The sequence below is a fragment of the Vibrio sp. 1249-1 genome (assembly GCF_033340495.1).
In genome coordinates this window covers 1-504 of sequence record NZ_JAWOWJ010001237.1, presented here as the reverse complement: position 1 = coordinate 504, position 504 = coordinate 1, and the positions used below count along the sequence as shown (strand labels likewise).

The window sequence follows — 504 nt, the reverse complement described above, 5'->3', positions numbered from 1 at the left end:
AGAGCGGAATCGCTATCGCGCAGGTATTTTATCTAAGTTAAAAGCGGGCTTTTCATCTGACGATCGCAACGACTTCGACGCCCACACTTTTCAGTTTTCCAACTTTTTCGAATTTAATCATCGTCATCGTTTAGTGGTTGATTACCGTTTTCGCGCCCAGCATGAAGTTCGAGGAGAAGATATTACCGAAGGTAATGGTAGCGCAATCGACGCACCAATAGAGTTCAACCGTAACGATGTAAAAACCAATTATGTCTTTGGATCTAACGGTGCCAAAGGCAGACTCGAATTCGGTTTAGGCTATAGTGATAAAACCTATCAAAACTATCGTGACGGCTTGCCTGGTCGCCCAAACGCTAAAACTAAATACAACGATTTTCGAGCTCCCAATGCACATTTGGAGTTCTATTTAAGAGCGACGCCAAGAACCTATTGGTTAGTCGGAACAAACCAAATCGTAACCGAGTATCAGCACCGAAATTCTGCGCAGCCATCGAAAGATAA

1 pseudogene is annotated in these 504 nt (G+C 43.7%); it reads left to right on the top strand.

From position 1 onward, the window contains the following. Nucleotides 1-504, top strand: a pseudogene (locus R7Z50_RS31460) (capsular biosynthesis protein); the annotation flags it as partial.